At 41.3% G+C, this 24,992-nt stretch carries 24 protein-coding genes and 2 tRNA genes; 18 read left to right on the top strand and 8 right to left on the bottom strand.

The window, feature by feature from the left end; genetic code table 11:
• Positions 1-37: 37 nt before the first annotated feature.
• Positions 38-700: a flagellar assembly protein FlaA gene (locus tag EHR06_RS10275; protein ID WP_244288568.1), complete on the bottom strand. Its 663-nt coding sequence runs from the start codon at positions 698-700 to the stop codon at positions 38-40.
• A gap of 110 nt (positions 701-810) precedes the next feature.
• Here EHR06_RS10275 and EHR06_RS10270 point away from each other — a divergent pair, with 110 nt between their 5' ends.
• The gene (locus EHR06_RS10270; RefSeq protein ID WP_135756911.1) at positions 811-1,251 is read left to right on the top strand and encodes a hypothetical protein; all 441 of its coding nucleotides are present in this window, start codon (positions 811-813) and stop codon (positions 1,249-1,251) included.
• A 104-nt stretch (positions 1,252-1,355) separates the two neighbouring features.
• The gene (locus tag EHR06_RS10265; protein WP_135756910.1) at positions 1,356-2,603 is read left to right on the top strand and encodes a beta propeller repeat protein; all 1,248 of its coding nucleotides are present in this window, start codon (positions 1,356-1,358) and stop codon (positions 2,601-2,603) included.
• 382 nt (positions 2,604-2,985) lie between these two features.
• Here EHR06_RS10265 and EHR06_RS10260 read toward each other — a convergent pair whose 3' ends face one another.
• Complete coding sequence (locus tag EHR06_RS10260; RefSeq protein WP_135756909.1) at positions 2,986-3,618, bottom strand: TetR/AcrR family transcriptional regulator; 633 nt, start codon at positions 3,616-3,618, stop codon at positions 2,986-2,988.
• 146 nt (positions 3,619-3,764) lie between these two features.
• Here EHR06_RS10260 and EHR06_RS10255 point away from each other — a divergent pair, with 146 nt between their 5' ends.
• Positions 3,765-5,036 carry an NADH:flavin oxidoreductase/NADH oxidase family protein gene (locus EHR06_RS10255; protein ID WP_135756908.1) on the top strand — a complete coding sequence of 424 codons (1,272 nt, stop codon included), beginning with the start codon at positions 3,765-3,767 and terminating at the stop codon, positions 5,034-5,036.
• Positions 5,037-5,173: 137 nt separating this feature from the next.
• Here EHR06_RS10255 and EHR06_RS10250 read toward each other — a convergent pair whose 3' ends face one another.
• Complete coding sequence (locus EHR06_RS10250; protein WP_135756907.1) at positions 5,174-6,427, bottom strand: MFS transporter; 1,254 nt, start codon at positions 6,425-6,427, stop codon at positions 5,174-5,176.
• A 437-nt stretch (positions 6,428-6,864) separates the two neighbouring features.
• On the opposite strand from EHR06_RS10250, the gene EHR06_RS10245 reads away from it, so the two are divergent.
• From EHR06_RS10245 to EHR06_RS10235, 3 genes are all read left to right on the top strand, one after another.
• Positions 6,865-7,959 carry an L-dopachrome tautomerase-related protein gene (locus EHR06_RS10245; RefSeq protein WP_135756906.1) on the top strand — a complete coding sequence of 365 codons (1,095 nt, stop codon included), beginning with the start codon at positions 6,865-6,867 and terminating at the stop codon, positions 7,957-7,959.
• A 289-nt stretch (positions 7,960-8,248) separates the two neighbouring features.
• On the top strand, positions 8,249-9,856 hold the full coding sequence (locus EHR06_RS10240) for a xylulokinase (protein ID WP_135756905.1): 1,608 nt from the start codon (positions 8,249-8,251) through the stop codon (positions 9,854-9,856).
• Positions 9,857-9,930: 74 nt separating this feature from the next.
• Positions 9,931-10,605 carry a TetR/AcrR family transcriptional regulator gene (locus EHR06_RS10235; protein WP_135756904.1) on the top strand — a complete coding sequence of 225 codons (675 nt, stop codon included), beginning with the start codon at positions 9,931-9,933 and terminating at the stop codon, positions 10,603-10,605.
• Between the two features lie 54 nt (positions 10,606-10,659).
• Here EHR06_RS10235 and EHR06_RS10230 read toward each other — a convergent pair whose 3' ends face one another.
• A complete protein-coding gene (locus tag EHR06_RS10230) occupies positions 10,660-12,672 on the bottom strand; it encodes a 1-acyl-sn-glycerol-3-phosphate acyltransferase (protein WP_135756903.1) in 2,013 nt (670 codons plus the stop codon).
• A 197-nt stretch (positions 12,673-12,869) separates the two neighbouring features.
• On the opposite strand from EHR06_RS10230, the gene EHR06_RS10225 reads away from it, so the two are divergent.
• The 4 genes from EHR06_RS10225 (at position 12,870) to EHR06_RS10210 (ending at position 15,517) form a co-directional block, all read left to right on the top strand.
• The gene (locus EHR06_RS10225; RefSeq protein ID WP_208757773.1) at positions 12,870-13,868 is read left to right on the top strand and encodes an ATP phosphoribosyltransferase regulatory subunit; all 999 of its coding nucleotides are present in this window, start codon (positions 12,870-12,872) and stop codon (positions 13,866-13,868) included.
• Positions 13,869-13,928: 60 nt separating this feature from the next.
• Positions 13,929-15,203 carry an adenylosuccinate synthase gene (locus EHR06_RS10220; protein WP_135756901.1) on the top strand — a complete coding sequence of 425 codons (1,275 nt, stop codon included), beginning with the start codon at positions 13,929-13,931 and terminating at the stop codon, positions 15,201-15,203.
• 148 nt (positions 15,204-15,351) lie between these two features.
• Positions 15,352-15,424, top strand: a tRNA-Lys gene (locus EHR06_RS10215).
• Between the two features lie 18 nt (positions 15,425-15,442).
• Positions 15,443-15,517 (top strand) — tRNA-Glu (locus EHR06_RS10210).
• Here EHR06_RS10210 and EHR06_RS10205 read toward each other — a convergent pair.
• Positions 15,496-16,410, bottom strand: a complete 915-nt coding sequence (locus EHR06_RS10205) for a TIGR02757 family protein (RefSeq protein WP_135756900.1) — start codon at positions 16,408-16,410, stop codon at positions 15,496-15,498. The genes EHR06_RS10210 and EHR06_RS10205 overlap by 22 nt on opposite strands.
• A gap of 23 nt (positions 16,411-16,433) precedes the next feature.
• A complete protein-coding gene (locus EHR06_RS10200; protein ID WP_167492287.1) occupies positions 16,434-17,330 on the bottom strand; it encodes a hydroxymethylglutaryl-CoA lyase in 897 nt (298 codons plus the stop codon).
• Between the two features lie 82 nt (positions 17,331-17,412).
• Here EHR06_RS10200 and EHR06_RS10195 point away from each other — a divergent pair, with 82 nt between their 5' ends.
• A complete protein-coding gene (locus EHR06_RS10195; protein WP_244288567.1) occupies positions 17,413-18,069 on the top strand; it encodes an ATP-binding cassette domain-containing protein in 657 nt (218 codons plus the stop codon).
• A gap of 84 nt (positions 18,070-18,153) precedes the next feature.
• Here EHR06_RS10195 and EHR06_RS10190 read toward each other — a convergent pair whose 3' ends face one another.
• Together EHR06_RS10190 and EHR06_RS10185 are read right to left on the bottom strand one after the other, a co-directional pair.
• The gene (locus EHR06_RS10190) at positions 18,154-18,777 is read right to left on the bottom strand and encodes a hypothetical protein (RefSeq protein WP_135756897.1); all 624 of its coding nucleotides are present in this window, start codon (positions 18,775-18,777) and stop codon (positions 18,154-18,156) included.
• Between the two features lie 64 nt (positions 18,778-18,841).
• The gene (locus EHR06_RS10185) at positions 18,842-19,885 is read right to left on the bottom strand and encodes a tetratricopeptide repeat protein (RefSeq protein ID WP_135756896.1); all 1,044 of its coding nucleotides are present in this window, start codon (positions 19,883-19,885) and stop codon (positions 18,842-18,844) included.
• Here EHR06_RS10185 and EHR06_RS10180 point away from each other — a divergent pair.
• Genes EHR06_RS10180 through purQ form a run of 7 tightly spaced genes read left to right on the top strand, consistent with a single transcriptional unit; the run spans position 19,885 to position 24,850 of the window.
• Positions 19,885-20,508, top strand: coding sequence for an ABC transporter ATP-binding protein (locus EHR06_RS10180; RefSeq protein WP_135757030.1), 624 nt, complete (start codon positions 19,885-19,887; stop codon positions 20,506-20,508). The two genes, EHR06_RS10185 and EHR06_RS10180, sit on opposite strands and share 1 nt — an antisense overlap.
• A complete protein-coding gene (locus EHR06_RS10175) occupies positions 20,505-21,173 on the top strand; it encodes a heme exporter protein CcmB (protein WP_135756895.1) in 669 nt (222 codons plus the stop codon). The genes EHR06_RS10180 and EHR06_RS10175 overlap by 4 nt, the downstream gene beginning before the upstream one ends.
• A 46-nt stretch (positions 21,174-21,219) precedes the next feature.
• Positions 21,220-21,903: a cytochrome c biogenesis protein CcsA gene (gene ccsA / locus EHR06_RS10170; protein ID WP_135756894.1), complete on the top strand. Its 684-nt coding sequence runs from the start codon at positions 21,220-21,222 to the stop codon at positions 21,901-21,903.
• Between the two features lie 52 nt (positions 21,904-21,955).
• The gene (locus tag EHR06_RS10165) at positions 21,956-23,104 is read left to right on the top strand and encodes a PP2C family protein-serine/threonine phosphatase (protein ID WP_135756893.1); all 1,149 of its coding nucleotides are present in this window, start codon (positions 21,956-21,958) and stop codon (positions 23,102-23,104) included.
• On the top strand, positions 23,101-23,970 hold the full coding sequence (locus EHR06_RS10160) for a phosphoribosylaminoimidazolesuccinocarboxamide synthase (RefSeq protein ID WP_135756892.1): 870 nt from the start codon (positions 23,101-23,103) through the stop codon (positions 23,968-23,970). Before EHR06_RS10165 ends, EHR06_RS10160 begins: the two co-directional genes overlap by 4 nt.
• Positions 23,946-24,194, top strand: coding sequence for a phosphoribosylformylglycinamidine synthase subunit PurS (gene purS, locus EHR06_RS10155; protein ID WP_008593368.1), 249 nt, complete (start codon positions 23,946-23,948; stop codon positions 24,192-24,194). Before EHR06_RS10160 ends, purS begins: the two co-directional genes overlap by 25 nt.
• Positions 24,191-24,850, top strand: a complete 660-nt coding sequence (purQ, locus tag EHR06_RS10150) for a phosphoribosylformylglycinamidine synthase subunit PurQ (protein ID WP_086447054.1) — start codon at positions 24,191-24,193, stop codon at positions 24,848-24,850. Before purS ends, purQ begins: the two co-directional genes overlap by 4 nt.
• The last annotated feature ends 142 nt before the right edge of the window (positions 24,851-24,992 follow it).

Below are 24,992 nucleotides of genomic sequence, written 5' to 3'. Positions count from 1 at the left end.
TATATTTCGTCTATGGCCGGCTTTAAAAAGGTCGCGGCTATTTTACTAAAGCTTTTTCGCTAGGAAATAGAAGATATTTAGGTCTTGTCTTAGCAAGAATATCATCTATCACGAAAACTTCTCTTGTACCTCTTTTTCTTTCGAAAGGAGCTTCGTATAAAAATCCTAAGAACACAAGTTCTGAATTTTTATGAGTCACTAGATCGTCCTGTCTCACTTTTCGAGTGATATCCAAAGATAAAACTTTCCATCCTGAAAAATTAAAATGTGTGAGTAATATTTTTTTTTGATCCAAGGTTGAGTCTCTTACCAAAACAAAAAGAGAACCCCCTCCATCGTTTGCATACAAATGGAATTTAAACTCTTTTACGAATTCTTTGGAGGACCAAGGTTTCTTGAATAAGATCTGAAAGGATTGATTTTTTTCCGCGCTTAATTCTATATACAAAGATTTTTCGGATTCTCTTTCTGGAGTTCTAAACACAGTAGAGATCCTTACTTCCGGACTGAAATCAGGACCGAGTTTTGCTTTTACGTTTTCTTCTCCAAAAACTTCGGTTTCAAAATCTTGGACCACGTATTCTTTATAAATTCCGGAAAGATCTTTGGATAAGATCGGGCCGGATAAGATAAAAATTCCAGTGAGTGAAATGAAGGAAAAAATTTTCAGCAGATCAATCTTGGATTTTTTCCGGCCCATGTTTTTTATTTCGGTCATATTCTCAAAAAAGACTAGAGTCTCGTTTATTTTCCTAAGATCCATTTCTCTAAAAACTTGATGGTGAATACTACCTTCCAAGAATCAGTACTATGGATCCTTCGGAAGATTCTTATTGCCCAACCCAGTTAGAATTCGGAGAGGCATTTCGTTCCGCTTTTCATGAGTTTTTCGGAAATGAGAAAGATTTACAATACGAATTGTACGATCTAAAGTCCGAAGGTTCCGGACCCAAGGCAAAATGGGCCACCTTCTCCATTCGAAATCCATTAGGCGGCCGATCCATCGTGTTCAGATTCGATCCCGATTCAGGGACCTTCTACGCTATGTTAAAAATACAAGTGATCCCTGGGGAAGAAGATTGGAGCTTAGATTCTTTCTTCCAGAAAAACGGTTTTTCCGAGATTGGTTCCGCAGAGGTGCAAAATACAGCAGGAGAATGGGTCTTTCATTCTTTAGCCAGGCATTATTTAGGGACTATTTTCAGCCATTGTCCTCGAATTTTAGAGGCCGATTATAAGTTGGAGCCCTAAACTAACTAGAAAAATCCTAGAGAATTCTACATAATCAAACGGTCGATATCCCAAAAAAGATGGGAAAGATTTTATGGAAATTTGTTATTAAGTAAAAGGCCCGTATGAAACGTATCGTTCTATTACTAAGTATCTTTCAGATCTTATATTGTAACCAAGCAAAGGAAGTGAATATAGATGCTTCCCAATCCTTAGTGGGTCTTTCCTTGGATCTGACATTATCAAATCAACTCCAACCTACCGAGAACGGTAATGAGTTTGTAGCAGTGGGGCTTTCTTGCTCCCTGTGGACAAGTGAAGATGGAGTCGAATGGGCCGTCGCCTCCGGTTCTTCCGTGTTTCCTGATTGTTCCGGAGGAACTTTATATTCGGTAACTTATGGTAACGGATTATATGTAGCTGTTGGAACTCTCTCCGCTTCATTCGAAACTCGAACAAATAACTGCGGGCTTTGGACAAGTCCAAACGGAACAACTTGGACCAGGATCCCTTGTCCGAATAGTAGCGTATTTCCATCCCAAGGAAATTTACCGCTTAGATCTATTTCTTACGGAAGGGTCGGTGGAGTAAAAAAATTTGTAGCAGCCGGTACTAAGTTTGGCTCGAATTCAAGCGCAGACCAATTATACATGATCCAAAGTACAAATGGAAAGACTTGGACCGTAATGGAAGATATTCCGGAAACGGAATATGGAACGGTGAATGGATCATGTTTGGTCATGTTCCATAATGATACTCTGTACTGCGCTCAAGAAGGCGGGTCTTATTCGGCGACCTTAGAATATAATCCGAGCACTTCTACTTCTGACATGCCGGGTTTTCCTCCATATGGCGGCGGTAATGCATTGGAATCTTTGACATATGCTCCTCCGAATACTACCGTATATGATCAATATTCATTCCAGTTCTTCGTGTCTAGGGCAAATTCACTTTTGGTATTTGGAATGAGAGCAGCCGATTCAATAGCGGTAAGTTCTAAAATGAATGCGAGTGGAGTCTGGCCTGCGTCAGTTGCGATCGGTTTTGGGGCGAATAATCGACCCAATGGATTTGCAAGTGATGAGTCTGGGAACATATACAGTTTCGGAAATTCCTGCAAATGGGCTTACTCTTCTAACCAAGGAATATCTTGGACTACGGTAAATACATTGGATGCTTGTGGAACTACGAGTTCCTACCAAGATTGGATGTCTGCAACTTATAGTACTAAACTAAATAGAATGGTAGTTGTGGGGGACGGAGGTTCTATCGGGACTACGGATATTTCTCCCACTTTAACTACGGACTGGACATACTTAAAAGTTTCCGGAGTAACCCTCCAGATCACTTCAGTGACTAGCAAGTCCAACTAAGGCCTTGCAATACATAGATCTAAGATCAATCTATGACAAAGATGGACCCAATTCTAATTATAGTGATCGTATCCGGATTTTCCGTCGGAATAGTATACGGACTCTGGATCAGGAAAAGACATAAAGAATTAAAATAATCTAATTCTTAATTCGCTATCCCTCACTCAAGGGATCATAAAAAATTTTCTGAAAATGTAAGTCTGAGATCCTTCCTTTGTTCTCTAATATATAGAGATGAAGAATAAAAAATATAAATTGAGACTGTGGAAATTTTATCGGATCGTCCGACCACTCATGGCGATCCTGATTTCTCTGGCTTTTTTGTTAGTGAGTATTTATCTTCCGATCAAGGTTTGAAAGACTCAAACTTTGAAACGATCCTTTAAATCTCACAGCCATCCTGAGGAAGGAATAACATAGATTTAAAAAACACTTTCAGCACTTCCCTGCCTTTGGTCTGCAGCGCTCTTTTATCGGAAATATCGGATTGGATCTGCAAACCGTCAAAAAGTGCAAGTAGTGTCCTTGCAGAAAGTTCAGGAGAAAGATCTTCCCTGACCTTGCCGTTTTCTTGGGCTTCCTTAATAGTTTTAGCGAAAAGTTTTTCTAAAGAATCATAAAAACTTAATATTTCTTTTTCCATGGCGCCGCAGGCAGTGGCTTCTGCAAATAGGCGAGGGCTGCAATTTCCTTCCACTGCCAGACGATTCGCAAGTCTTTCTAGGTATTCTACCAAGCGCAGATGTGGTGGGAGTGCTTTTACTTCAGGCTCTTCGAATCCGAACCTTTCCCAGGACAAAAAGTTTTGGATGAGAGTGTCTCTGATCTCTTCTTTGCTTTCAAAATGGAAATAGATCCCGCCTTTTGTGAGACCGGCTGCGTCCGCTATGTCCTGGACGGAGGTCCTTTCAAAACCCTTACTAAAGAAACATTGCATAGCTGCCTGAAGGATGGATCCCTTTCGGACTTCCTCCGGCATTTTTTTCCAGCCCGGTTTAGCTTTGCTTAGTTTCATTCCTGCCCTCTGTTTCTACATTTTTCTTTGGCCCGTCAAACGAATTCTCTCATTTTCCTAAAAATAAATACCAACCGGTAGGAATTTTAATTGACCGACCCAGTCAAATAAATACCGAATGGTAGGAACAATTAAGTGAGAATTTTATGATCCAGGCATTATCAAAGGAAGGGATTTCATCCGAACTGAAACTTCCAAACGACCAAATACTCAAAAACAGAATCGTGAAAGCATCTATGGAAGAAGGTCTTTCGGATAAGGAATTTCTTCCCGGCAAAAGTTTATTCAAACTATATGAAAGATGGTCCCAATCAGGAGCGGGACTTCTTCTTACCGGAAACGTAATGGTGGACGTGAATGGACTTACCGGTCCGGGAAACGTGATCTTAAGAAAGGATATGGATCTTTCTCCACTTAAAAAATGGGCGGAGATAGGACAGTCCGGCGGATCCAAAATTTGGATGCAGATCAATCATCCGGGAAGACAAACATTCGGCTTTATTAACGAAACCCCCGTTGCACCTTCCCCGGTAAAAGTCCATATACCAGGAAGAATGTTCGCTAAGGTTTTTGGAGAACCAAGAGAATTAAGTGGAGAAGAGATTAAAGTTCTCATCCAAAAGTTCGTGGATGCTGCAGTCTTAGCCGAAAAAGCAGGGTTCAACGGAGTAGAAGTCCATTCTGCTCATGGATATTTATTAAACCAATTCCTATCTCCGATCACCAATATTAGAAAAGATGAATGGGGTGGTTCCTTAGAAAATCGCGCAAGATTCCTTTTAGAAGTTCTAAAAGGGATCAAAACATCTGTTCGATCCGATTTCGGGATTGGAGTTAAATTAAATTCCGCGGACTTCCAGAGTGGAGGTTTCCAGGAAGAAGATTCCATTCAAGTGATCAAAATGCTGGAACCGATCGGTTTGGATCTTTTGGAAATTTCGGGAGGGAATTATGAATCTCCTGCAATGCAAGGAACAGGCACAAACAAAAGAGAAGCTTACTTCTTGGATTTTGCCAAAAAGGCAAAAGAGATCACTAAAATCCCTCTGTTAGTAACCGGAGGATTCAGAAGCAGATCCGTAATGGAAGAAGCTATTGTTTCGCAAGAAGCGGACTTGGTAGGGATCGCTGCACCTTTTGCATTCCATCCTACATTCGTAAACGGATTACTTTCCGGAAAAATAGAAAAGGTTTCCGTAGAAATACCTAAACTTTCCAATCCTGCAATCAATTCACTTTCTAAGATGTCCGCGATCCGTCTTCAGTTCAGAAGAATGGGAGAAGGAAAAGAACCAAAACTACCAGGTTCTTTGATTTGGAATATGATCCGTGATCAGATCAGAGGAAGACGTAACGCTAAAAATTATAAGAACCTGCTTCGCAGGCTCTTGAAGCCCGACCTCGACACTAATCGATAGCCTTTACTTTTAAAGCGGACTATAGAAAATTTTTGGAACGAATTTCTTCCAAGCGGATCACATCTGAAACGACTTGATCCATTGAATAGCAAACCTTAAACCGTCCGTCGGAGTAATTCCGACGGACCTTTTTTTATTTATTTTCTGGAGAGAGAATTCTCCTGTACTTTTGCTCCAAGCATGAGTGGAGATTCTTTGAGTAAAAAAGATAAACCTAAGTTCAGGACCCCAAGACCTATGAATATTTTTAAGAATAGATCTATTCCTAAAAAGTTCAGCCCCAAGATAAAGAAGATCCCTGAGATCTGACCGATCCAAAGTAAAAGACCTTGGGAAGAAGATTCAGGTGCGGGAGAGGTGATCTCTGCACAATATTGGAATCCGATCGGCGCTCCAATCCCGAGTAAGAAAAACCCGATTAAAAATGCTCCGGTTAAAACTAATGTATAATCGTTTGCTAAGGAGAATAATAACATTCCCGGTAAAAACCCTGCCATAGAGATCACCAAGAAAGGTTGTCTTTTGCCGACCTTATCTGAGATCAATGGAACAAAGATACCTGCAATAATTCCTGACATTAACATCATTCCTGCAATTTCTCCGGACTGGGTCATGTTCAGATGTTTTGTTTCGCAGATCTGATCTATACAAGTGCTGACTGCATTGAATACTCCGAGTCCGATCAAAAATAGAAGCAGAGATTTTCTCATATCCTTTTGGCTTAAAATATGTTTTAAACCTTCGAATACTTTAAATTTGGAATCTTGTAGATTTACATTGTCCGGAGCAGTCGGAGGTTTTTCTTTAAAGAACGCTAAGAATACGACGGCTCCTGACAAAGCTACCAATCCATAATTCAAAAGAATTCCAGGGATTTCTTGTGGGTTCGGATTTACTTCTCCTAACATTCTAGGAGTGATCGCCATTACTAAGATTATGCCTACAAATTGTGCGAGTGTTCCGATAGCAACAGCGGTGGCTCTTTCAGTGATCGGAAACCATTGCACACTTACTTTAGTGACTGCGTTTAATATGAAAGGTTGTGCGATTGCTAAGCCGATTTGAGATGCAACCACTATACTAAAATTATCCGCATACACTCCTTTACTTAAGGAGAAAATTCCTGTGAGAGCCGCTCCCACTCCGACTCCTATCTTAATTCCGTAAGTATCGATTATATAAGAAGCAGGGATTGCCATTAATACGAATACTCCCATAAAGATAAGGGAGAGAAGATCTATTTGAAGGCTGGATACATCGTAAAATACTTTAGCCTCTCTGGCTATCGGCGCAAAAGTCAGCCATTGGATTTGGATAATCGCCGTAATTAGTGCGTATAGACCAAGAATCACCCATCTGTAGCCGTATACCTTTACTTGGTTTTCACGCATAGAAAGCCCCGTTTTTATTTAAATAGTAAAAGATAATAATTCGCATCACTTAGGTCCGAGGAAGTCATCACTTATAAGCTCGGAAGTAACAATGACAGTATAAGAGGTATATGTTCTAGTTCCAAGCAAATTATAATTTTGGAATGGGAAGTAGATATGATTTTAGATTCTAATTATAACAATCTCAATATTATGCGAATAAGTGTTTTTGTAAAATGTAAGACGCATATAAGTGCAAGGTAATTCGATCCTATAATCCCGTTCCTTTTCGCTTGAACGCAAGTTTACATAGCTTACTAGTACTTTAAGAAATAAGAAAGTTGTAAGTTTTGATTTTTTATAAAAGACCGACTTCTTAAATTCGGACGTTCGACTTAAGCAATGCGGACGACTGTTTTCTTTTTTGCCTTATGATATGAGGCAGTGGAGAAAATTTTATGTTAAAAAAATGGGCTCTGGTCTTTGTATTGGTTTCCACCATTGTAAAATGTGAAACGGGAAATTTAGAAGATAGGACAACGTTACCTAAGTATCCTACTTCTTCTTTGGAAAAAGTGATCCAGTTGGATCGTCCTCCCGGTAATATAAGCGCGTCCGCTTCCGGCCGAATCTTCTTCTCTTTCTTCCCCCAAGGATCTCCTCCGATCAAAGTTGCCGAGTTAAAGAATGGCCAGGTACTTCCTTTTCCAAACCAGAACTTTCAGAAAAATTTTAATACTGTTCTTTCAGTCAGAGTAGATGATAAAAATCGCCTTTGGACCCTGGATTATGGCAATCTAGCAATAACAAGACCGAAAGTTTACGCATTCGATATAGAAACAGGAGCCACCGTCCATGAGTATGAATTCCCGGTTTCTATCGCTCCTAAGGATTCTTTGTTCAACGATATGCAGATCGACACCGTAACAGAGACGATCTTTATCACCGATACAAGCCCTCTCATCCCGGATCCTGGCTTAGTTGTTTATGATATCACAAATAAAAAAGCAAGACGCCTGCTGAAAGACCATGTCTCCGTAGTGGGAGAAAGAAATGAGATCGTTGTGAACGGATCTCCTTTCCAAGTGGCAGGAGTTTCTATCATATTTAATGCGGACTCAATCGCTTTGGACCAAAATAGGGAATGGTTGTATTTTGCTCCTTTCACTTCCGGAGAACTATACCGCGCTAAAACCAGCGTTTTAAGGGATTCTACGTTATCCGCGGCGGGGCTCGCGGCCCAGGTAGAACAATATTCTTTAAAATCAATGAGTGACGGGATCAGCATAGATAAGAGCGGAAATATTTATGTGACAGACGCGGAACATTCTGCAGTGAACTTGATCGATCCTGATAAAAAGATCACCACATTATTCAAGGACCCAAGCTTCCGTTGGCCTGACGGATTCAGTTACGCTCCAGACGGATATATGTATCTGACTTGCAGCGCGTTAAACGAAGTGTTCTTGCAAACGGACAGCACTATCTTAAGCAAGGGACCTTATTATATCTATAGATTCAAACCGGAAGCGGAAGGGATTATCGGTAGATAATTTTTATAAAAGGTTTCGCAGCGACCCGTAGGGAGCGAGAAAACGACTGCGTAAGCAAGTCGATGGCCGAAGGCCAAAATATCCAGACGACATCAGCGATCGGACTTCCCCTGCGCATCGCTGTGGCGGTTGTTTGCCGCGATTCTATTGACACGAAACGACAATCTCATATAACCGCCTTCTCATTTTAGAAAAAAGGATTGCCCTTTTTGAGGGGCTTTCCAATCTCCTGATGAGTGAGTGCTCACTCATCTAGTTATTTTCAACTGGGTTTCGGAGGATCTACTGCATGAAATCAAAAGTCTATGTTTTGGCTTACGATATAGGAACTACCGGGACCAAAACTTGCCTATTTGAAATAGGTGATAGGCTTACTCTAGTTAATTCTGCAACCCAAGAATACGGACTCACACTTTTAGAAGGCGGAGGAGTGGAGCAGGATCCCCAAGATTGGTGGAATTCCATGAGAGATACCACCGCCCAAGTCTTAAAAGAAACCAAATTAGATCCCGCAGAAATCCGTGGGATCTCCTTCTGTTCTCAAATGCAAGGTCTTGTTTTAGTTGATAAGGATCTGAAACCGGTTCGTCCTGCGATGAGTTATATGGACCAAAGAGCCCGTGAACAAATGAAAAAAGGAATAGAGCATGGGATCAAGATAGAAGGTCTGAATGCTTATAAACTTCTTCGTTCCTTACAGATCACAGGCGCAGTTGCAGGAAGTGTAAAAGATCCATTATGGAAATATAAATGGGTCGAGGCAAAAGAAGCCGAAAAATTCGCAAGAGTTCACAAGTGGTTGGATGTGAAAGATTATCTGACTACTAGATGTACCGGCAGAGCAACCATGACCTTGGATTCTGCATTCGCCACTTTCTTATATGATTCTCGTCCCGGTAAAAGCCGCTGGCATAAAGGGCTTTGCAAAATGTTCGGAGTTCGTTTCGAACATCTTCCCGATCTAATACAATCCACAGATTTAATCGGCGGTTTGACTGAAATATCCGCAAAAGAACTAGGATTAAAGGAAGGGACTGCAGTTTTCGGTGGAGGAGGAGACGCCACACTGATAGGTATCGGAGCAGGTGCAGTACAAGAAGGAGACACTCATATCTATGCAGGAACCTCCGGTTGGGTATCAACGGTCACCAAAAAAAGAACTGTGGATATCAACGCGAGGATCGCATCCATCGTAGGAGCAAGAGCCGGTTTTTATAATTATTTCGGAGAGCAGGAAACTTCCGGTAAATGTCTACAATGGGTCAAGGACCATCTTGCATTGGATGAGATAGATGTTTATTTAGAAAAAAAGAATGTAACAGAAGGCGAAGACGCAGTTCACGAAAGTCTTTTCGCATACCTATTCGAATCCATCAAAGACACTCCTGCAGGAAGTGATGGAGTCATATTCACTCCTTGGCTGCATGGAAACCGTTGTCCTTTCGAAGATCCTGCAGCAAGAGGAATGTTCTTTAATATAGGATTAGATACAGGAAAAAGAAAACTGATCCGGTCCGTGATCGAAGGTATTTCCTTTCATAAACGTTGGATACTGGAATTATCTCATGCAAAAGTCCCAGCTTCTTCTACAATTCGATTTGTGGGTGGAGTGGCACGTTCTCCTATCATTTGTCAGATCTTGGCGGATATTACAGGTAGAACCATTGAAACGATAGACCATCCTCAAAATGCAGGAGCAACCGGGGCTGCAGCGATCGCTGCATTAGGATTAGGTAAAATTCATTCTTTCGAAGAGATCAAAAATCTGATCCCGAGCAAAGAAAGATGGAATCCGAATCCGGCGAATAAATTAGTATATGATCGGAATTTTTCCGTATTCAAAAAATTATACGAGGCTAACAAGGCGCATTACGCAATCTTAAATACATATAAATAAAAAGGAAAGAGCTTATCCCATAAGGGACTACTTATGCGAAATGAATAGGCTCTGTTCCGGCAGGGTGTCAACAGATGAAGAGAATAGAACAGTCCAATCGAGTTCGGGCTAAAATTTTAGAAGTATCCCGGAAACTTTTCGTAAGCGAAGGATATGAGAAGGCGACCATACGTAGGATCATCGAGGAAGCAGAGATCACTACAGGAAGTCTATATCATTTTTTCAAGAATAAGGAAGAGATACTACTCGCGATAGCGGGGGAAGTATTCAACGAAGCGGGTGAGACCGCCGAACGCCTGGTAGGTGAAATGGATCCTCCTTTGGTTTTTGCCATGGAAGTAGGATTACAATTCTACCTTTGCCAGAAAAAACTCACTATAGCGGAAACTTACTTAGCGGCTTATAAGACCCAAGGTGTGACCGATATGATAGGCAACCGAGGCTCTCATAGAAGTAAGATCCTATTCGAAAAGTATAATCCTGAGTTCGACGAACAAGAGTATTTAATCCGTACTTTGGCCTTCCGAGGAGTATTCCAAAGCCTTTTGGAAGAAATGGTACATTCCGGAAAAATAGACAGACTAAGAATGATGACCACAGTCATCCAATTGGGATTGACTACATTCGGAGTTCCCAAAGAGGAAATGGAAATCGCATTACAAAAAACTTTCAGACTTCTGAAAGAAAGAGCCTCCGAGATAGAAGCGCTGTCGGAAGGACTGCTGGAAATTTTCGTAAACGGAAGATAAAGCTGACCGAAAGACTCCATCCAAGCATTGCGCTTGGATGGATTTAGCAGGTGATTAAACTCTCGAAAGCCTTTCTTCCATTCCTTCCGCAACCTTACGAACGTCTTTCTTATTGATGACCACTTCGTAAGCTGCATACATGATCGGAACTTCGTTCGGATCTATCTTCATTAGGTTTGGCATTACCTTCAATCCATAGAATCCATTAGACATCTTCTCGGAAGGATGACCGTTCGCTATATCGTAACCGGTTTTTCTGTCTTTTGCATCCGTTCCAAAACAAGATAACATAAAGTCAGTCAGTCCTGATAGGCCTTGGAATGTCTCCGGTTTTCCTCCCATACGGACTCCCACATTTACCATTTCGTTGAAAAAACGATTGGAAAGATGGAATAGGGAATTGTCCACATTCCCGCCGAGGGTTTGTTGGAAATAACCTTCTACAATACCCATTACAAGAGCGTAAATTGTTTTGAGTGCCCCGCCTAACTGGACACCTTTTACGTCCGTAGGAATGAGAGCGGATCTTGGGAAAATATAACCTGTAGTTAATAATTTTTGAATACGAGGGATCAGACTTTCGTTCACGGCCGCGATCTCGAATCCGGAAATTTTTCTTTCCATGATCTGATCAGGATAACAAGCACCGGAGATCACTCCGATCCTATCATCTTCTATCCCTAACCCATGTTGTAGATCGTCTAAGATCAAACCTGCGCTCGTAAATCCTTTGATAATATTGAAGAATGGAGCCTTGTTCTTAGAAAGATAAGGTTGAAGATCAGGATAGATCGTATGCAGCTCCCAAGGATTGGTTCCTTGGATAAATAATGTCGCAGTTTTTAGCTCTTCCGGATCAGAAGTGAATGTAAGATTCGGAGGAAGTTTATACAAAGAATACGTTCTGAGATCTCTTCTTTCCGTATTGGATTGAGAAGTGTATTCTTTGTCAGGATGATAAACAAAAACGTTGATGTCTTTATTGGCAAGTACTGTTGCTATCGCAATTCCCATACTGCTATTTCCGATCACTACAACCTTCTCTTTAGGTTCTTTAGGCACCTTTATGAGTTTGTTTTGGTCTCTGGCATCCGCGCTGTACAAGTTCCTATAAATACCATGCTGGTGTTTGTTCAGGTTTTGTCCTACAAGTAGAGCTAGATTATCGATCAGGAATTGTTTTTTATCCCCATGTTCCGGGAATGGAAGATGTTCTATATCTTTAGGGAAATGAGCCATCTCCTTTTTAGATAATTCTCCGACTAACACAGGTTTGCCGATGGTTAGCTTTCCTGCTACCTGGTTGAAGAGCAAACTTGTGGTAGGAAGGATTTTGTCCGTCTTCTCCAATGAAATTGGAAGAATGACCTTATTTGCAACATAATGATAGACTGTGTCCACAAAAGGCATTAACCTTCCGTCCCTGGACCTGGTCCCTTCCGGGAAGATAGCGGCGATCTTTCCTTCTTGTTGTAGTTTTTGAGAATGTCGGAAGGCTCTCATATTAATTTTGGTCATCACGTCCGAAAGACTTGGGTTATCCGCCATGTCTCTCTTGGAGCAGACCAAAAGAGTTCCGAACATATAGAGTCCTAGTCTGGTAAAATCAGGTTCGTATGCCAAACGTCCTGCGATGAATACCAATTGTTCCGCCACTTCTCTGCCTTCCGGAGAAGCATGATATAAAAGTTGGAAGATTGCAGGAGCATCCAAATGGCTAAGGTGATTAGAGATCAAGGTTACCGGGTATTTTCCGATCAGAGGTTTAACTGCAGCTAGATTTTCGATACCTTCTACAGTAAAAAATTTCATGATAGGAGAAAGGAATTCGATCATGAATTCCCTGGCCTTTTTTTCAGGAGGGGTGTACACACCTATTCTTTCCAGAGAAGATGGATCTTTAAAAACATCCATGACCGGAGGCATCGGAGTTACGGAACAAAGATAAAGAAATTTCTGAAGTATCTTTTTAGCTTCTTCTTCGCTCATCCCGGATCTTTTGAATAGGTGAATGTTCTCGAAGAATTCCTTCTGCCATCTTCCGACGGATTGTTCTTTTTCTGCCATGCTACGTCTCTGTTTAAGGTCTTGCGGTTAATCTGGTTTCGGTGCTTAGAGCTCGAACTTTAAGGTTGGATACGCGATTTCCGGAGAATACTTTCTATCCTTGGAAGGCTTATTGTCATTCTATTTTTTGGGAAAAACGATTTGAATTCTACCCTAGCCAAAAGGAACTGTTCTTTGGGGCTTTTCGTAAAGAACAGATGACACATAATCCTCCAGAGTTTAGCGAGAAAAAATGGATCCCGGACGGATTTCATTTTTTTGGACCGAACGAGAGTTCGGAAAGAAGGGAACTTCTAAATTCCCTCAGTTCCAAGCTCAAAGAATTCAAATACTCTGAGGTATTTTTACCTTCTTTTGATTATTCTTCTTCTTTTTTGCTTACCATGTCAGCAGAAGACTCCTCTGCTTTATACAGATTCAGGGATTCAGACGGAAATGAGATCTCTCCCAGTGCGGATCTGACTGTTCAGGCTGTAAAAGGTATGGCCGGTTTTGCGCACCGCAAAGAAAACCAACGTATCTTTTATCAGGGAAAAATTTTCAGAGACTATGGTAGAAAGAGCGGATCTAGAAAAGAAATCCTGCAAGTAGGTGCGGAGCATATAGGCGGATCGGGTGCCCCGGCTATTTTAGGAATTTTGAAAGAGATTTCCGGATTATTCTCCGGAATTAAACTGCGTTCGCCATTAACGATTGTGTTAGGCAATGTTGGGGTCTTTCATTCCGTTCTGGAGTCTTTGGAACTTTCCAGATCCGAAAAAAGGCAATTATCGTTTTTATTATATAGGAAAAATCTTCCGGAGATCCGCCGTTTTCTGGAAAACAGAAACGCTTCCAGGATTTTCCCTGTGTTAGAATCTTTATGTTTGGGATTTGTTTCTCATAAGGAAGATCTAGGTAAGAAGTTCTCTTCTTTAGGACTTTCCGATTCTTTCCAGAAGATCATCTCCGAAACAGGCGAAATTATAGGTTCTCTAGGCAAAACTCCCGGTTTGGAATTTTGTTCGGATTATACTCTTATTCCGGATTTGGAATATTATACCGGATTCGTTTTCCAAGGTTACGTTTCCGGAAGTTCAGAACCGGTTCTAACCGGAGGAGCTTATGATCATTTATATGAGCTATTTTCCGGAACCCAAAAAGATGCCTGCGGATTTGCGATCAATGTGGATGCGCTGGAAGCAGTATTGGGATAATATGAAATTATATAAATCAATCGGTCAGATACAAAAGAAACAGGAATTAAGGAATAATCCATGCCCGCAACATTAGTGGTCGGAACCCAATGGGGTGACGAAGGGAAAGCAAAAGTAATCGATTACCTTTCCAAAGATACGGATATCATAGTACGTTACCAGGGCGGAGCCAACGCTGGACATACGGTGGTGGTTCATGGCAAAAAATACGTTTTTCATTTGGTGCCATCCGGGATCATCTACGACCAAACAGTTTGTGTGATCGGTAACGGAGTTGTTTTAGATCCGACATTCTTTATCGAAGAATGTGATAAACTACAGGCAGAAGGATTTCCGGTGTATGAAAAACTTCTGATCAGCGATGCATGTCATCTTCTTTTCCCATTCCATGGATTGATCGATTCTGCAAGAGAAAGTTCCTGCGCTCCTGATCGTAAGATAGGAACCACAAAAAAAGGGATCGGTATCTGTTACGCAGACAAGATGATGAGGATCGGCCTTAGAGTAGGAGATCTTTTAGAAAACGATTTCGAAACCAGACTACAACATCTGGTAGATGAAAAGAATAGAGAACTCGTAAAACTTTATGATGGAGAGGAACTCTCCGCCAAAGATATTTTAGAGAATGTAAAAAGATTCTATTCTAAGATCCAAAAGAATATCATCAATACTCCTTATTACTTGGAATCCCAGTTAAAAGCAGGCAAAAAAATACTGTTAGAAGGTGCGCAAGGAACAGGGCTGGATGTCGATTTTGGTACTTATCCTTATGTAACTAGCTCTAATCCTACTACAGGTGGAGCATTCATTGGATCCGGAATTGCATTCCATCATTTAAAAAGTGTGATCGGGATCACAAAGGCATATACCACAAGAGTGGGAGAAGGTCCTTTTCCTACGGAACTTCACGGGGAAGAAGGAGAAAGACTCAGAACCCTGGGCGCAGAATACGGCGCAACCACAGGAAGACCAAGACGCTGCGGTTGGTTCGATACGGAAGTTCTAAGACATGCAGTTCGTATCAACGGACTTACATCCATTGCACTTACTAAGATAGATGTTCTTTCCGCTTATGATAAAATTCCTGTTGCAGTAGCTTACGAAAGGAACGGCAAAAAACTGGATTGTTTCCCTTCTCAAGGGCTGGACCAAGTAAAAGTGATCTACGAAGAATTTCCCGGTTGGAAGACAGACATCACCGGCATCGGAGAATTCGACAAACTTCCTGCCGCTTGTAAGGATTATATCCGTGCTTTGGAAAAACTCATAGGTGTTCGTATCGATTTGATCTCTACAGGACCGGACAGAAAGGACACGATCGCTTCGGGATTCTAACTCAGGCGAAAGTTTTTCTTATGCTGCCTGCGGATTTCAGGAGAGAAGAGACTATTTTTTTGCGTTTGGAAACTTCTCTAAACTAGCAAAAAACTATATGAAATTCGTTTGACCAGAGAGGGCCGAAAAATATCGTGTTCTTACGTTCGAGTCGTTAGCTCAGCTGGTAGAGCATCTCACTTTTAATGAGAGGGTCTTGGGTTCGAATCCCAAACGACTCAAGCTGAACTAATTAAAACGCCGCCATCGTCTAGTGGTTAGGACACCAGGTTTTCATCCTGGTAACCGGAGTTCAATTCTCCGTGGCGGTACCAACCTTCTTCTTTTTCTTCCCATAAATCTTACAAACCTCTTTCAGATCGCAAGATTCACATAGCTCGGCTACGTAGGCAGTTTTACATTTACGCAAGATCCCAAGCCTGCAAAGAGCAAAGTCCATTCTCAATGGATCTTCCGGATAAAACTTTTGGAAATAGTCGGTGATCTCTCTGGATTTTTTGAGATCGGAAGTCCTTCTTTCCGTAATTCCCAGAATATTAGAAAGGCGATTGATATGAGTATCTAAAGGAAATAATAACTCAGAGGTTTGGATTTGTTTGTATAGTCCAAGATCCGGTCCTTCTTTCCGGACCATCCATCTTAAGAACATACAATAACGTTTATGCGCGGATTTAGGATTTCCAAGTCCGATCAAAAAGCCAAGTCCGTAGGATTTCCAACCCGGGTCCAAATCGTTTAAAATTTCAGAAATCCTGGATTGAAAACCTGAGATCCTTTTTTCTAAACCTGGATCTTTAGGATGGATCGGACTAAACCAAGATTCTAAAAACTTCTCTCCTGATTTTTCAATTTCCAGATAAGCCAATCGGATTGCTTGCAAGAATAATAGAATGTCTTTTTCTTTTTGGAAACGATAAGGTCCTAATTTGTTTTTCCAGATCTTTGTTCCATGATTGAGTAAATACTGTTTCGGGTTTTTACCCATCGGTTCCAAAAGCCTTGAGAGAAAACCTCGGATCGCGGTTACATTTCCATAGGCGAATAACGCGGATAGAAGCCCCACAAATTCCCTGTCTTCCGGAGAATCATATAGATAACATAAAAATAATGGATCTGAATCTAAAAATTCAGGTTTCGTATAATTCTTATATAAAAGATCGAAACTTTTTTTCAGGTTTTTCTCTTTGGGAAGGGTAGAAGAGGGCATATTCCGCTCTTAGGGACTTCTTCTTAAGAAGCCGCTTTCGCTTTTAATGCAATATAGGAACGAGAAGCTAATTTTCTTTGTAAGATCCCTTCCATAAATGCGGAAGCTTCCAATAATTTAGAAAGATCTATCCCTGTTTGGATCCCGGACTTATGGAAGAAATACACCAAGTCCTCTGTTGCCAAGTTCCCGGAGGCTCCTTTTGCATAAGGACAACCTCCCAATCCACCCGAAGAAGAATCAAAAGATCGAATTCCTAATTCATAGGATTTTTGTACATTGGAGATCGCCATTCCGTATGTATCATGAAAATGTCCTGCTAGCTTATCCGCAGGAATTTCTTTCAGAAGAGTATTGAGTAATTTGTCAACTTCTGCAGGAACCGCAGTGCCGATGGTTTCTCCCAGGGAGATCTCGTAAGCTCCTTGATCCAAAAGTATTTTAGAAACTTCTAAAACCTTTTTCGGATCAATTTTTCCCTCGTAAGGGCAATCGATTACGGTAGAAACATAACCTCTGACCAGAACTCCATCTTTCTTTGCTTCTGCAAAAATTTCTTTAAATCCGTCTATGGATTCTTGGATGGTCCGATTGATATTCTTTTTGGTGAATGATTCGGAGGCCGCTGTGAACACTGCTACTTCTTTAAATCCGGAGGAGATTGCAGCTTGGTATCCTTTTAAGTTGGGGGTGAGTGCGCTAAAATGTACATCCCCATTTAAGTTTAAGGAGGCAGAAAGTTCTTTTGCATCTCCAAGCTGAGGAATATTTTCTTTTCTTACGAAAGAAGTTGCTTCTATATGTTTTAGGCCTGCCGCGACCAACTTCCGGATATAAACTAATTTATCCTGTGTGGGGACCTCCGACTTTTCATTTTGGAGTCCATCTCTTGGTCCTACTTCCGTAATTTTCAAACTCATGTCATTAAGGGATTGGTTGTCAGAATTCTAAGCAAGCACTAAACCGGTATCCGTGTCCGAGAAAAAAGAAACTATTATCGTTATGGAAGATATTTCCCTATCTTCTTCCGAAAGGACTTACTTGTCCGGGGTGAACCTACAAGTAGAAGCAGGAGAATTTCTCGGAATTTTGGGCCGTTCCGGTTCTGGAAAGTCCACACTCTTGCGACTATTATTAGACCTTCCGATCCCTTCCTCTTGGAAAAAAACAGGAAGTATTCGGATTTTTGGAAAATCCAAAAAAGAAATCCCAGCCAGATGGATCCAACCGGTTTTCCAAGATCCTGTTTTGGGTTTTAATCCGATTTGGACTTTGGAAAAAAGTTTAAGAGAACCTTTACGATTATTTAAAGAAGAAAATTTATATGAGTCTTTATTAGAAAAATGGATCCCTATCTTGGGATTGGAAGGTAAGGATAGAGATCGTCTTCCTTCTTTTTTTTCCGGAGGAGAACTGCAAAGATTTTCTCTTCTTCGTGCTCTTCTTTGCCGTCCCAAAATTTTATGTTTGGATGAGGCTACTTCCGCTTTAGATCCTATCTTGAATCATCAGGTTTTGCAGGCTCTTTCCGATCTGAATCAAAAAGAAGGAGTTACTATTCTTTGGGTAACTCATAATATTAAATCCGCAAATAAGTTCTGCTCTCGTATCGTAGAGATGGAAGAGTTGAATGTAACTTCCGACGCCGTAGCAAAATGACCCGCTTGAACGGACCTTTTGCAAATAAAAAACCCCAAGGCTAAATACCCCGGGGTTTAACAAAACTAGATCGAAAGAGTTTTTTTAGAACTCTATATGATACAAGTTTTTGCGGTCTTTTTTGTCCTTATACAAAGCTAATAGAATGTCTATCCTGTAAATGGAAGAACGAAGGCTTGCTTCTAACAATCTGAGAGCTTTGATCTGGTTTTCGAGAGACATCTCGTTGAGTCTGGTCACTTCCGTTTTTTCAAAAACTTCGTGAGTAACCTCGCTCGATTTTAAATCTGTCGGTTTGAAGACGATTTTTTTATTCTCGAACATCACCTCGTAATAGATCCTTTTACTTTCGGATGCTAAAGTGATATCGGATACCTTTCCGCTATTGAACTGGAAGGTAATGTACTTAAGCAAATTGCTTTCGTAACCGTCCTGAACTTGGAAAGGAATGTCTTCCGTGACAATGGTTTGGCGTTTCTCATACTTCGGCATCAGGACCACGAGGATATCGTGTTTGCGCTCCAAGTCTTTTAATCTTTCGTTGATCGTTGCTTCCAGACCTACGATGATTTTTTTAAGGGACTTGGTATACTCGCTGGTTTCGTCCTGAAATACGTCCGCCTCGTTGACCTTTTGTTTTTGTTGGGCCAATAGTGGAACGAAGAAGAAGAGGGTCGCCAAAGCGAAAAGCCTGGTTTGGTTTTTCATTGGATCCTCCGTCCGTAAGATTGGACGGATTATTTCGATTTGCCAAGTCTTTTTCGGGTTTGGGTTATTGTCCCTCTTTCTCCGCTTCCTCGTCCGCGGCCTTGATCTCCGCGAATCTTTTTGCCAGGTCCCTTCTTCTTTCTATAATTTTAAGTGAGAATTCAGTAAAGAAAGGGTCATTGGGGAATTTTAACAACTCCTCATATTCTTTTGCAGCCGTGACATAATCGCCGATCTTACTCGCTGTCTCCGCGAAATAGAAATGGAATTTTTTATTATAGGGTCTCTTCTTCCCTTGGTCGTCGTATAGATCCGTATTTCGGAATATCTTATAGGCGTAGTAATCCCGGCCGCCCATGATCTCCAGACGTGCGAGTCCGAGTTTAGCATCCGGGCTATTCTGGTCTATGGTTAATGCTTTTTTAATATAAATCTGGGCTCTATTCTTGAGATCCGTTCTGATATAATGTTCTGCGAGAAGTACCAGCGCCTCTGTCTGGAACTGATTCAGTTCGACCGCTTTTTTGTAATATATGACTGCTTGTATTTGTTCGTTTAGAAGTTCATAAAGAACTCCTAAGTGCATATAAGTTCTGTAATATTTAGGGACTTCTGCGATCGCATACTCGTATTGAAAGATAGCCTTCTGGTATTTTTTTTCTATATGATAGGCTCTTCCTAAATTATATCTAAAAGCAAAGAAGGAAGGATCGAATCTCATTCCTGCTTCCAACATGGAGATCGCCTTCTCTCTTTTTTTAGGATCTGCTGACTGCAATAATCCTACTGCTTCGTTATTGAAGATCCCGCAGTTTGTGATCTGTTTTCCTTCGTATTCAAAACTTGCTTTGGAGGGTGGAGGGGCGCCTTTCCAATGTCTGCCTGCCGCTACTATAAAGTCCTGCTCTGAGCGAGCCAGGCTTCCGTCTTGGTAAAACTCAGGATCTAAAAAATCATTTTCTCCCCAGAGTATACCTGCGTATTCAGAGTCTCCAATTTTGAATTGTGCATGAGCAATATTGGGAAAGATCAATAATAAGAATATGCAGAGTGACTTGGCAAAATTTAAGCCTTGTAAATACTCTTTTAAAAGGGAAATTGTCCTCATTGGTCCCATTACAAACATCGATCCCAGTATTGGAATGTTCTAACCTATCGTACAGTATCGGACGAAAATCGGTTTTAAAGAACGTTTCCTTCTCCGTTTTTCCGAACGAAGTTTTATTTGTGAGAGGAATGAACGGCTCCGGAAAGACTACATTACTCAAGTCCATTCTGCAACACGATAAATTCAAGGACCGGATCAAATTCCATTCTTCCAAATCCGCTAAACTTTCTTACCTAGGCCATGATCTGGGTTTATATACTACTCTTAGTTTAGAGGAAAATCTAGAATATTTTAGAGGGATCGCGGGAGATTGCCGCCCGGAAGATCAGATTATTTCTTGGTTAAAAGATTTTCGTCTTTGGCAAAGAAGAAAGGACCCTGTCTCCTCTTTTTCTCGCGGAATGAAACAGAAGGCCGCACTAGTTCGTGCTCTTTTGCCTAACGTGGATCTTTATCTTTTAGACGAACCATTGACTGCATTAGACAGTGAGGGAGAATCCAAAGCAAGATCGGTTCTGGAGAATGTTCTGGAGACTTCTTCTATTATCATGGTGACCCACGATCCTAATTTTAGTTTAAATGCAAAATCCAGGCATTTGGAATTGGGAGAAAATTCCAAATGAAAGCGATCTTAGCTCTGGTCCGAAAAGAATTCCGGCTTTTAGGAAAAGCAAGTAACGGGATTTTATCATTGTTAGTTTTAGTTTCTGCGATGGTGTTTTTATTCCATTATGCTTTGGAAAGGAACGGCAAAATAGATCTGGTCGCTCTTATCGGATTAAAATGGGCCATTCTATTCGTGGCATCATTCGTATTAGTCGGTCAGTTCACTTGGGAAGAAAGAGAAGCAGGTGGAGGAACTGCGAGCAGGCTATTCATTTCTCCTTGGGTTTTATATTTTTCTAAATCGATTTTAGTGTTTATTGCATTGTCTGCGGCCGCAATTTATTTGATGGGACTTTTTGCTCTCATGTTTTCCGCATTCCCCGCGGACATAAACGAATTCGGAAGACAGATCGTATTCTTCTTTCCCGGTCTATTATGCCTTTCCTTTTTGGGAGTTTGTCTTTCCCATATCAGTTTATCTTCCCGCCTGAAAGAGATACTTCTTCCATTGCTGCTTGTACCTCTTTCTATTCCTGTATTTTTATACGGAATGGAAGCGGAGAGAAAATTTATCTCCCAACCTTTTTCCGCCTTGCTGGGTTCTTTTTGTCTGATCTTGGCATTCGCTTTTTTTTACGGTTCCATGGGTGCACTTCTGGTAGAAATGACTTCCGACGAATAGGATTCTTGTTGATACAATTTGCGGATACCAGCACACTTCCAAGCGTATGAATATTCGCCTCCTGCATCCCGCCTGGGACTGGATACTCTCTCTTTTGTTTTTATCGATTTTTCCGTTTGCTGTGCTATTAAGTTTATATTACCCGAATGTGATCTTAGAGCAGGGGATCTCCCATAGGATTTTTTATTTCCATGTGCCAGTCGCATGGGTGGCTTTGTATGGTCCGGGGATTTCTTCCATTTGTGCGGTCGCTTACCTGGTGACTAAGAACAGGACCTGGGATACACTTTCACTTTCTGCGAATAAGATCTCTCTTTTGTTTGCGATCGGTGTTTTATTTTCAGGGCCGATCTGGGCGTACTTGGCTTGGGGAACTCCTTGGGACAGTACTGACGCTCGTTTAAATTCTTTTTTCGTTTTGGTGCTCAGTCTTGTGGCGTATTTTCTACTTCGATTTTTAGTTCTGGACCAAACTAAAAAGTATATCTTCTCCGCTTTTTTAAGTTTGTTCTGCAGTGTGAATGCACTCTTAACCTGGGGAGCCATTCGTTGGATGGACAATCCCGGAAATCATCCTTCTTCCGTGCTCGGAAAGAAGGGAATGGATCCGGATATGAGGATCTCTTTTTGGCTGGGGATTTTAGCCTATCACGTACTTTTTTTGATCTTATACAGAATAGTCTATCGTTTGGATAAGATCAAAGCGGTAAGAGAAGAATTGTTGGATTGAAAAATTCACTCAATTTTATAAAATACGAATTTTGTAATGATAGGGACGGATCGTGGATAGAGAGAAGCAAGAGAGCCAGTTGAATTATTCCGACTATTCTATCCTTGCGGTCGATGATTCGGATATCAATCTCAAACTTTTAGTTCATACCTTAAAACCTCTGGGCTTCCAGGTTTTAACTGCGATGAATACGGAAGAGGCACGTACACTTCTCGCAACCAACCAAGTAGACGTACTTCTTTTAGATGTGAGTATGCCCGGTCAGGATGGATTTTCTTTTTGTAAGGAGCTTAGGGAGATAGATAGATTCAACCTTCTTCCTATCTTATTCATCACTGCTTATAATAGGGAGTTGGGATTCGACGAGGCGATCAGCAACGGCGGAGACGACTTTCTTCATAAACCTTTCCAGCCGAAAGAGCTGGTTGCAAAGATCAGAGCATTTATCCGTATCAAAAATCTTCAGGACGAACTTCTACACCAAAAGAAAAAGTACGAAAAAGAATTGGTGATGGCAAGAAGGGTGCAGCAAGAGCTTGTGCCTGAAAAACAATTGGAATGGAACGGCTTCAGAGTGAATTCAGTCTTCCATCCTTTGATGCAGATCGGCGGGGATTTTATAGACGCATGGATAGAAGAAGATAAACTTCACGTCTTTATAGCGGATTGTTCCGGTCACGGACCTTCTGCAGCACTTCTTTCCGCGATGGTAAAGATGCAGGTCTCCAATTTAGGAAGAAGTAATACTCTTGTAGAAAAAGTAAAAACTCTCCGCCAACAATTGGAAAAGATACTGCCGGAAGATTTTTCTATTACATTCTTTTACGGTATCCTGGATAAAAAAGGGAATTTCGAATACGCGAACGGAGGGCATCCACCTCCGCTATTGTACAATAAAGGTAATATCGAAGAATTGCCCGGCATGGGACCTTTGATCATTCCTATAGAACTTGGGACGGAAGACGAGTTCAGATCCGTAGTCTTAGAAAAAGGCGCTTCTCTATTACTTTACACGGACGGGGCCACTGAAATAACGGATGAGAACTATAATATTTTGGGCGAAGAAAGTCTGAAGAAGATCCTGAAAGAAGCCGTTGAATCCAAAGAAGACATTCTGAATTTCTCTTTGGAAAGGATATTGGCTCATTCAGGGAACATGACCCACGACGACGATATCGCTCTCATGGTTATCCAAGGATGAGTGAACTCCCAAAACCTTCTTATATCGGCAAAGTCAGAGACGTATACGATTTAGGGAATTCCCTGATATTATCTTCTACGGATAGAGTCTCCGCATTCGATGTTGTCTTCCGTCAGATCGTTCCAGGCAAAGGAAAAGTTTTAAATAAGATCTCCGCAGAATGGTTTTCCTACTTTAAGGATATTCCGAATCATATCATAGAGACTGATGTTTCTAAATTCCCTTCTCCATTTAAAGATCATCCGGATTTAAAGGATCGTTCCGTCTTAGTTAAAAAATGCAAACGGATCGACTTCGAATGTGTGGTCCGAGGTTATCTTTCCGGTTCCGGCTGGAAAGAATACAAACAAGACGGAACTCTTGCTTTTAAAAAACTTCCTCCTGGTTTGAAAGAGTCCCAAAAACTGCCTGAACCAAGTTTTACTCCTGCCATCAAAAACGATACAGGTCACGATGAGAATATCTCCGAAGAGAGAATGAAAAACGAGATAGGATCCGAACTCTTCTCTATTTTGAAGGAAAAATCGATTTCCCTCTATACCAGGGCCGCTGAACTGGTAGCTGGGGCCGGGATTTTGCTCTGCGATACCAAATTCGAATTCGGAATTTCGGAAGATAAGGTCATCTTGATCGACGAGATTTTGACTCCGGATTCTTCCAGGTACTGGGCGCAGGAATCTTATGTTATCGGGACCACTCCGCCCAGCATGGACAAACAGATCTTAAGGAACTATCTGGAGAAATCCGGGTGGAATAAGGTTCCTCCAGCTCCGGATCTTCCGGAAAGTCTGATTGTGGAATTACAAGCGGCATATAAGGAAATACAGGACCGACTATTAAAATGTTTATCGCAAGAATCAACGTAACTCTAAAAGAATCAGTTCTAGATCCTCAAGGGAACACTGTAAAATCCACTCTACAAGAACTGGGCGAAAAGTCAGTCCAAGATGTTCGAGTAGGAAAGTATATCGAGGTCAAATTGGATTCTCCGGATCTCGAAACTGCAAAGAAGACGGTTGCAAATCTCTGCGAAAAACTTTTAGTAAATCATGTGATTGAAACGTATCGTTCGGAGATCGTAACGGAATGAAAGCAGCGGTAGTCACTTTTCCAGGTTCCAATTGTGATAATGATATAGTAAGAGTTCTTTCAGAATTCTATTCTGCGAAAGTAGACAAGGTCTGGCATAAAGACCAATTCTCCGAAAAATACGATCTGGTAATTCTTCCGGGAGGATTTTCCTACGGAGATTATCTTAGATCGGGAGCAATGGCTCCTTTTTCCCCAGTAATGAAATCGGTAAAAGAACATACCGATCGCGGCGGAAAACTATTCGGAATATGTAATGGATTCCAAATATTAGCGGAAGCAGGTTATCTTCCCGGCGCATTAATACGTAACAGAAATCTAAAGTATGTTTGCAGGACCATCGGTCTTAAAAAAGCATCCAACTCAAATAAGATCAGCGGCAGTTTAGCGGATGATAAGATCCTTAGAGTTCCGGTGGCTCATGGAGACGGATGTTATTTCGCTTCTGCGGAGATCCGCAAACAATTGAAAGACGAAGGCCGCATTCTATTCCTTTATGCGGGAGATAATCCGAACGGAAGTTTGGATGATATCGCCGGGATCTGTTCTCCGGATTTCAAAGTTGCGGGAATGATGCCCCACCCTGAAAGAGCGATGAATCCGATCACCGGAGAAATGGACGGTAAAACCGTTTTAGATCTTCTGATCGCTTCTTAATTCTATTTAAAGGAAGTTTTTTCACATGAATGCACTTTAAGTATGGAAAGCTCCGCTGCGTAACAAGTAAAAGTAATTTAGAATAATTGCATAGTTATTCATATGCCTGTGAGATGCATAGTAAAGTAATGCTTTTTCATTA

The organism is Leptospira dzoumogneensis (assembly GCF_004770895.1).
Taxonomy (GTDB): domain Bacteria; phylum Spirochaetota; class Leptospiria; order Leptospirales; family Leptospiraceae; genus Leptospira_B; species Leptospira_B dzoumogneensis.
This window is presented reverse-complemented; position numbering and strand designations above follow the sequence as displayed.

Excerpts from the sequence above, each read along its gene's own strand:
- EHR06_RS10240 (WP_135756905.1), top strand. The coding sequence starts at position 8,249 with ATGAAATCAAAAGTCTATGTTTTGGCTTACGATATAGGAACTACCGGG.
- EHR06_RS10225 (WP_208757773.1), top strand. The coding sequence starts at position 12,870 with ATGACACATAATCCTCCAGAGTTTAGCGAGAAAAAATGGATCCCGGAC.
- EHR06_RS10235 (WP_135756904.1), top strand. The coding sequence starts at position 9,931 with ATGAAGAGAATAGAACAGTCCAATCGAGTTCGGGCTAAAATTTTAGAA.
- EHR06_RS10205 (WP_135756900.1), bottom strand. The coding sequence starts at position 16,410 with ATGCCCTCTTCTACCCTTCCCAAAGAGAAAAACCTGAAAAAAAGTTTC.
- EHR06_RS10200 (WP_167492287.1), bottom strand. The coding sequence starts at position 17,330 with ATGAGTTTGAAAATTACGGAAGTAGGACCAAGAGATGGACTCCAAAAT.
- EHR06_RS10250 (WP_135756907.1), bottom strand. The coding sequence starts at position 6,427 with ATGCGTGAAAACCAAGTAAAGGTATACGGCTACAGATGGGTGATTCTT.
- EHR06_RS10190 (WP_135756897.1), bottom strand. The coding sequence starts at position 18,777 with ATGAAAAACCAAACCAGGCTTTTCGCTTTGGCGACCCTCTTCTTCTTC.
- EHR06_RS10245 (WP_135756906.1), top strand. The coding sequence starts at position 6,865 with ATGTTAAAAAAATGGGCTCTGGTCTTTGTATTGGTTTCCACCATTGTA.
- EHR06_RS10275 (WP_244288568.1), bottom strand. The coding sequence starts at position 700 with ATGGGCCGGAAAAAATCCAAGATTGATCTGCTGAAAATTTTTTCCTTC.
- EHR06_RS10195 (WP_244288567.1), top strand. The coding sequence starts at position 17,413 with ATGGAAGATATTTCCCTATCTTCTTCCGAAAGGACTTACTTGTCCGGG.
- EHR06_RS10260 (WP_135756909.1), bottom strand. The coding sequence starts at position 3,618 with ATGAAACTAAGCAAAGCTAAACCGGGCTGGAAAAAAATGCCGGAGGAA.
- purQ (WP_086447054.1), top strand. The coding sequence starts at position 24,191 with ATGAAAGCAGCGGTAGTCACTTTTCCAGGTTCCAATTGTGATAATGAT.
- EHR06_RS10185 (WP_135756896.1), bottom strand. The coding sequence starts at position 19,885 with ATGAGGACAATTTCCCTTTTAAAAGAGTATTTACAAGGCTTAAATTTT.
- EHR06_RS10160 (WP_135756892.1), top strand. The coding sequence starts at position 23,101 with ATGAGTGAACTCCCAAAACCTTCTTATATCGGCAAAGTCAGAGACGTA.
- EHR06_RS10175 (WP_135756895.1), top strand. The coding sequence starts at position 20,505 with ATGAAAGCGATCTTAGCTCTGGTCCGAAAAGAATTCCGGCTTTTAGGA.
- ccsA (WP_135756894.1), top strand. The coding sequence starts at position 21,220 with ATGAATATTCGCCTCCTGCATCCCGCCTGGGACTGGATACTCTCTCTT.
- purS (WP_008593368.1), top strand. The coding sequence starts at position 23,946 with ATGTTTATCGCAAGAATCAACGTAACTCTAAAAGAATCAGTTCTAGAT.
- EHR06_RS10265 (WP_135756910.1), top strand. The coding sequence starts at position 1,356 with ATGAAACGTATCGTTCTATTACTAAGTATCTTTCAGATCTTATATTGT.
- EHR06_RS10230 (WP_135756903.1), bottom strand. The coding sequence starts at position 12,672 with ATGGCAGAAAAAGAACAATCCGTCGGAAGATGGCAGAAGGAATTCTTC.
- EHR06_RS10220 (WP_135756901.1), top strand. The coding sequence starts at position 13,929 with ATGCCCGCAACATTAGTGGTCGGAACCCAATGGGGTGACGAAGGGAAA.
- EHR06_RS10270 (WP_135756911.1), top strand. The coding sequence starts at position 811 with ATGGATCCTTCGGAAGATTCTTATTGCCCAACCCAGTTAGAATTCGGA.
- EHR06_RS10255 (WP_135756908.1), top strand. The coding sequence starts at position 3,765 with ATGATCCAGGCATTATCAAAGGAAGGGATTTCATCCGAACTGAAACTT.